Annotated in this window: 6 protein-coding genes and 1 tRNA gene; 2 read left to right on the top strand and 5 right to left on the bottom strand. The window is 39.1% G+C overall.

The window, feature by feature from the left end; genetic code table 11:
• Nucleotides 1–209: 209 nt before the first annotated feature.
• The 4 genes from QNJ66_RS25840 to plsX all read right to left on the bottom strand — a co-directional run bounded on the left by QNJ66_RS25840 (nt 210) and on the right by plsX (nt 3,397).
• Nucleotides 210–283, bottom strand: a tRNA-Pro gene (locus QNJ66_RS25840).
• 106 nt (nt 284–389) lie between these two features.
• Nucleotides 390–1,262 (bottom strand): ACP S-malonyltransferase, encoded by an 873-nt coding sequence (gene fabD, locus QNJ66_RS25845; RefSeq protein ID WP_300511544.1) that lies wholly within the window; start codon nt 1,260–1,262, stop codon nt 390–392.
• A 38-nt stretch (nt 1,263–1,300) separates the two neighbouring features.
• The gene (locus QNJ66_RS25850; RefSeq protein WP_300511539.1) at nt 1,301–2,296 is read right to left on the bottom strand and encodes a beta-ketoacyl-ACP synthase III; all 996 of its coding nucleotides are present in this window, start codon (nt 2,294–2,296) and stop codon (nt 1,301–1,303) included.
• A 60-nt stretch (nt 2,297–2,356) separates the two neighbouring features.
• On the bottom strand, nt 2,357–3,397 hold the full coding sequence (gene plsX / locus QNJ66_RS25855; protein WP_300511540.1) for a phosphate acyltransferase PlsX: 1,041 nt from the start codon (nt 3,395–3,397) through the stop codon (nt 2,357–2,359).
• Nucleotides 3,398–3,601: 204 nt separating this feature from the next.
• On the opposite strand from plsX, the gene map reads away from it, so the two are divergent.
• Complete coding sequence (gene map / locus QNJ66_RS25860) at nt 3,602–4,474, top strand: type I methionyl aminopeptidase (RefSeq protein WP_300511541.1); 873 nt, start codon at nt 3,602–3,604, stop codon at nt 4,472–4,474.
• A gap of 555 nt (nt 4,475–5,029) precedes the next feature.
• Nucleotides 5,030–5,530 (top strand): hypothetical protein, encoded by a 501-nt coding sequence (locus QNJ66_RS25865; protein WP_300511542.1) that lies wholly within the window; start codon nt 5,030–5,032, stop codon nt 5,528–5,530.
• A gap of 301 nt (nt 5,531–5,831) precedes the next feature.
• Here the strand turns inward: QNJ66_RS25865 and QNJ66_RS25870 are convergent, their stop codons facing one another.
• Nucleotides 5,832–6,293, bottom strand: coding sequence for a GNAT family N-acetyltransferase (locus QNJ66_RS25870; protein WP_300511543.1), 462 nt, complete (start codon nt 6,291–6,293; stop codon nt 5,832–5,834).
• Nucleotides 6,294–6,674: the final 381 nt, after the last annotated feature.

The raw sequence follows: 6,674 nt of genomic DNA on the forward strand, positions 1-6,674 counted from the left end.
ATAGCCAATTATGAGCAATTTAAAAGCTAAATAATCTTATTTTTCAACTTTTTTCTCCCCTCCTGCCTCCTGCCCCCTGCCTTCTGCCTCTACTTATTAAGTATTCTTGTTCTAATGCAAGATGTGAGTATAGATAACGACAATTAATTTGTCTCCACGACACTAATCTGTCACTGATGACAAATAATGTGTCACTGTACAAACACAAATCGGGATGACTGGATTCGAACCAGCGGCCCCTTCGTCCCGAACGAAGTGCGCTACCAAGCTGCGCTACATCCCGTAAAAATAGCACTCCTCGATTATATCATCAACCTTGTTTGAGGGAACAGGGAACAGGGAACAGGCAAGAGGATGATATGTAGAAGTTGTAAGACAAGATAGCAGTTCTACAAGTCCTCTAAACTTCTGACATTGCTAACGTCTATCCCAGAACAAGCGCGTTTAAGTAAACCAGCTAATACCTTACCCGGCCCCACTTCTAAAACTTGAGTAATTTCCTGTTGAGGCAAAGCTAACATAATTTCGCGCCAACGCACAGATCCGGTCATTTGTTGGCTTAAACGTTCTTTGAGGATGGTTGCCGAGGTACTGGGAGTGGGATCAACATTGGACAGTACAGGAACCTTCCCGTCTGTAAACTTAGCCTCTTCTAGCAACTGTTTAAACTTGGTTGATGCTTCGGCCATAAAAGGAGAATGAAACGCCCCAGACACCTTTAACTCAACCGCACGTTTACTTTTAACTTGAGAACAAAGTTGATCAACCCCTTCAGGAGTGCCAGAAATGACCACTTGTTGTTCACTGTTATCATTAGCTAAAACCACACCAGAAATAGCTGCGATCGCTTCTTCTAACTGAGAACGATCAAATTTCATCAAGGCCGCCATTTTACCTCCGGCTGCCTGACTCATCAACTCACCCCTGCTTTTAACTAAGTTTAACCCTGTAGCAAAATCAAACACCTCAGCAGCATATAAAGCCGAATATTCCCCCAAACTATGACCGGCCACTAAATCCACTTTTTGACCCTTATCTTTCAATAAGTCAATCAAAATAGTTTCCACCACATACAAACAAGGTTGAGTGTATAAAGTTTTAGCTAACTCCGTTTCATCGCCTTGACATTTATCTAAAACCGACCAACCAAGGATACTTTCTGCTTCGCTCAAGCGATCTTTACCCATAGGGGTTGTTATTAAATCTACCCCCATGCCTATAGTTTGCGATCCTTGTCCGGGAAATACCCACGCTGTTTTCATCATAAATTACCTATTTATTTATCTGTTATTTATTGGGTCTAAATACCCCAACGGAAAATAGCTGCCCCCCAAGTTAAACCAGCACCAAAACCAGAACTGGCGACAACATCCCCTGGTTGGATTTTCCCTTGTCTAACAGCTTCATCAAGGGCTAAAGGAATAGAAGCAGCAGAAGTGTTACCATACTCATCCAAATTAGCAATTACTTTCTCGGCAGGAATTTTCAGACGTTTAGCCACAGAATCGATAATTCTTTGATTTGCCTGATGTAAAATTAACCAGTCAATATCATCGGTGGTTAAATTGGCCTTAAAGAGTGCCTTTTCGATGACTTCTGGCACCTTTTCCACGGCAAAACGATAAACATCCCGTCCTTTCATCGTAATAGGCTGATAAGTGCCTCCCTTGACGGTTAAACCCTCTTTTAAGCCTTGGTCTGTACCGTGATAGCCAAGGTTAAGAGCGTCGTGTTGTTTACCATCACTGTACATGGTAAAACCCAACAAATTATCCTTATCTGTGATCCCTTGACAAACAACAGCACCAGCACCATCCCCAAAGAGAACGCAGGTAGTGCGGTCGGACCAATCAACCCAACGGGAAAGGATATCAGCCCCGATCACTAAGACGTTTTCATATACTCCTGTACGCAAAAATTGACTGGCAGTGATTAATCCAAACACAAAACCCGAACAAGCTGCTGTTAAGTCAAAGGCCACTGCCTTGTCAGCTTGTAACAGGGCTTGTACTTTGGCCGCACTACCAAAGAGATCATCGGCCGTAGATGTGGCCAAAATAATCAAATCAATATCCCCAGGAGTTAGTTTTGCCATAGTGATGGCCTGACTAGCTGCTTCTGCTGAGAGTTCACTCAAGGATAAATCTGTGTTGGCTAAATGTCGTTTACGGATTCCGGTTCGGGTGCGAATCCATTCGTCAGATGTTTCTACCAGAAGACTTAAATCGTCGTTGGTCATCACCTGCTTGGGTGCAGCCGAACCACAACCTATGATACTTACCCCAATTGCTTTCAATAACCTTTCCCCCTAATGGTTTCTAAACAATGGCCAAATTCTGATCTTCTCATTATCCCATTATTTTTCCACTGATGCTTTAACACCATCGGAAATAGGGGTCTTTTGAGAGGCTTTGATGCGATCTAATACTTGATTGTCGATCGCTTCTTTGGCTGAGCGAATGGCGTTAAAAATAGAGGGAGCATGGGAGCTACCATGACTAATCAGACAAATACCAGCCACACCTAATAATAATGCTCCTCCGTGTTCAGCGTGGTCGATCCGTTGTTTGAGGTTTTTTAAGTTGGGTTTCAGAACAGCAGTCCCTAATATTCCACGCCATCCTTGGGGTAGTTCTTCGCGCATGATTTGTAAAACAATTTCTCCTACTGCTTCGGCGAACTTTAAGAGAACATTGCCCACAAAACCGTCACAAACGATAACGTCAAAGTTGCCTGAGAGTACATCTCGGCCTTCAGCGTTACCAGCGAAGGGAATGGCTTGGTTATTTTCTAATAATTGATAGGTGGCTAGGGCTAAATCATTACCTTTGCTGGATTCTTCCCCAATGTTGAGCAGTCCTACTTTGGGTTGCTCGACTCCCATCACATATTGACTATAAATGGTTCCCATGAGGGCAAATTGTTCTAAATATTTGGGGCGACAATCTACATTCGCCCCCACGTCTAATATAATCACCGACTTCCCTGCTATAAGGGTGGGAAATACGGTTCCAATGGCTGGGCGATCGATACCTTTGAGGCGACCTAATCTTAGGGTTGCTGCTCCCATGGCAGCCCCGGAATGACCGGCCGATATTACTGCATCTGCCCGATTTTTCTTGACTAAATCCATTGATACATTAATTGAGGCTTTGGGTTTGCGCCGAAGTTCACTAATCCCTTCGTGCATCTCGATCGCCCCTTCTGCATCTACGATCTCTATATTGGGGGATGGCTGATGATGTTGGAGACAAGCTTCAATGGATGGGCGATCGCCCACCAGTAAAATGTCTACGTCCAACTCTTCCGATGCCCGAACCGCCCCGGCGACGATTTCTTTGGGGGCATGATCTCCCCCCATAGCGTCCACTGCAATTCTTGCTCGATTTTCTGCCATTGCTCAAAACGATAGAAGTCATCCAGATTTTAGCAGAACCTTTGAACAATTTTGAAATGAATTCTCATCTCATCTCCATAACCATACTCATTATGATTATGTATTAATTGTACTCAGGTTAGCTGTCATTGCATAGATGCAATAAGAGGCAGAGAAGTGTCTATTTTGAGATAAAATAAGATTTGTAAAATAACCATTGACAAGATGAATTTTTTAACTCAGCTTTTTTCTTCCCCTAAATCAACTGAAAAAGCAACTAAAAAAAAGGAGCAAATTGGACTTCCTCGTACAAAAAAAGGTCGTAGAGGTATCCAGATAAAATCCTCGAAAGAAGTAGCAATTATGCGTCAATCTTCTTTAATTGTGGCCACAGTTTTGAAAGAGATTCAAGACATAGTAAAACCAGGAATGACCACAGGAGATTTAGATAGTTATGCAGAGCAAAGAATTAGGGAAATGGGAGCAACACCTAGTTTCAAAGGTTATTATGGGTTTCCTGGCTCGATTTGTGCCAGCATTAATCATGAGGTGGTGCATGGGATTCCCAATGCTAAAAGAAGAATTCGCAGAGGAGATGTTTTAAAAGTAGATACAGGGGCTTATTATCAAGGGTATCATGGAGATTCTTGTATTACAATTGCTGTAGATAAAGTATCCTCCAAAACCGCTCGTTTAATTCGTGCAGCAGAAGAAGCTTTATATGCAGGAATTAATGAAGTAAAAGCAGGAAAATATTTAGCAGATATTGCTGGTGCGGTTGAAGATGTTGTGAAAAAATATGGTTATTCTGTAGTAGAAGATTATACCGGTCATGGGGTAGGACAGAACTTGCACGAAGAACCCCCAGTTTTCAATTATCGTACCAAAGAAATTCCCAATATTAAGTTAAAAGAAGGCATGACTTTAGCCATTGAACCAATTGTTAATCAGGGATCAAAATATACAAAAACCTTGCGCGATCGCTGGACAGTGGTAACAGTTGATAATTGTTTATCGGCACAGTTTGAACATACAGTATTAGTAACAGCAACTGGTTACGAAATTTTAACAGATAGAACACATATTAAAGGAGTTTAAAAAAATTCACTCCCAATAGATGGAAAAGTTTTTATTCAATATAAAATCTAGTTTGTAGCTTTTTCTATTCCCACAACAGGTCATTTCATTTATCATTTATCATTTATCATTTATCATTCGTTTGGAAGTAGGCTTGAAACCTCTCCCAAACTTCTTTCTCCCTAAAGGGAGAGGCTGGAAACCAAAATGTTCAATGTTTAATGTTCAATGTTTGGTCACGAATGTTTTAGTATTTTAAGAATAAATTAATATTTTTCTGGGGTTTAATTAGCTAAAAATAAGGAAAGAATTAGAGAGTATTGGAAAAATTGCTATTTTTCTTAAAATCTCTCAATTTGTATCCATCTTTATCACTAATTATTGTTATGAAAAGTAACAAATTATTACAACTGGGGTGTTTTCTTTGCTAGTAACTTAGAAAATTTTGTTGATGTTTTTAAGATGCTTCCTATTTTAAGAACAGAAAAAGAATAAGACATCAAAGCTTATATAGAGAAACTTCCCACGGCTCAAAGAAAGGAAGCATTAGAAAAATCACGCCGTATTCTGAACAGTATGAATAGTCGTAATAAACTAAAAGGATTAGAAAAAGGTGCTAGTCCTTTAAATTTAACTTATTGGAGTACAACGCCTTTTAAATTAGGTGATGAAAATGTTCAATATCTGGTGATAGCGAACAGAGATAATTCCATGGCATCAAAACCGAACAAAGATAATCCTAATTTCTTGCGATCTGCGATGGTAGAACAGTTAAAATCTCAAGATGCAACTTTTGATTTTTCTGTCCTATTACCACAAAATCCTGAGGAGTTTCCGATTAATGATGCGACTGAAAACTGGGACATTAGACCAAAATCAAAATCTATTGTTGTAGCAACACTACAAATACCAAAACAAAATTTTGATTCTCTAATGCGACGGGAATTAGATGAAGAATTGTCTTTTACTCCTTGGCACGCTCTACCTGAACATCGTCCTATTGGAGAAATGAACTTAGCTCGAAAAGAAATTTATCAGGAACTCTCTAAATTTCGTCATGAGTTAAACAATAATTAGGCTTTTCCAACAATATGGTGTAAAAATTAGCGTTAGCTTAGCTATTTTTTACACTATCTTCTCAAGAAACTTGAATGTGACTATTCTATATACCAATCCTAGATGATTTGTGAGTATATTTTTCTTATCTTTTTCCTTTTAATCATACTCAATCCGGTTTATATACCCCAGTTATAACTGAATGCAAAGAACTCCCCCCTCTCCCCCATCTCTAACAAAACTGAGTTTTATAAGTCGGACTTGGTATCAGATTTATTTCTCACAACTGATGAATTATTGCTATATATTAAAGCGAAACATATTAATTAGGTTTTGATTCTTCAAACATTAGGTAAGGTAGTTGTGTCATTCCTAATTCCTTATAGGTTTCTTGGGCTATAGTATTATTTTGTTCAACATATAATCGGAATCCACAAACATCATCTTTCTCATTAGCAAGTTTTTTGATAAACTGATACATCCTGCGATAAATGCCACGACGACGATATTCTTGTTTTACAAAAACACTTTGAATCCACCAAAAAACACCATTGCGCCAGTCACTCCACTCCTTAGTAATCATCAAACATCCAACCACTTGAGAATCCATTTCAGCTACGATATAAAAACCTTGTGATGGGTTGGTTAACAAAGTATTGACTCCGGCAAAAACAATATCTGGTAATAATATTTTGCCCTCAGTTTCTTTGGCCATTACCTGATTAAAACTCGCAATATCTTCCGCATCACTGAGTTGGGCCAGACGTACATTTATAGTATCCAATGTTTAACTCAAGTTCATTTAGTTGACAATCCCTATTTTACTCCTCCGAAGGACTTAATAACACTTTTTAATGTGGTGTAAGTTATGGCAATACAAAAATTAATTAGAAAATTTTCTATCCCCCTACTGTTATTGGTGAGGAAGCAGAAATCTCCTTAAGGACCTAACCAAAGTTAGTAATGCTATAACAACCATTTAAACCACATATTATAAAATTAATTAGATAATCTTCCAAACCCGATCTATTTCGGATTTCCTTCACTATAAAAGGTTTAGGAAGTCTGGAGAGTATCATAAACATTCAACGGAAATATAGTCATATATAGTCAAATCAGGATAAATATGTTCAGTTATTTTGTACTTAACTACAGCCTCCTTGAC

The sequence above is a fragment of the Crocosphaera sp. genome (genome assembly GCF_030064895.1).
Taxonomy (GTDB): Bacteria; Cyanobacteriota; Cyanobacteriia; order Cyanobacteriales; family Microcystaceae; genus Crocosphaera.

Coding starts and splice junctions, on each gene's coding strand:
- QNJ66_RS25865 (WP_300511542.1), top strand. CDS start 5,030: ATGAATAGTCGTAATAAACTAAAAGGATTAGAAAAAGGTGCTAGTCCT.
- plsX (WP_300511540.1), bottom strand. CDS start 3,397: ATGGCAGAAAATCGAGCAAGAATTGCAGTGGACGCTATGGGGGGAGAT.
- map (WP_300511541.1), top strand. CDS start 3,602: ATGAATTTTTTAACTCAGCTTTTTTCTTCCCCTAAATCAACTGAAAAA.
- fabD (WP_300511544.1), bottom strand. CDS start 1,262: ATGAAAACAGCGTGGGTATTTCCCGGACAAGGATCGCAAACTATAGGC.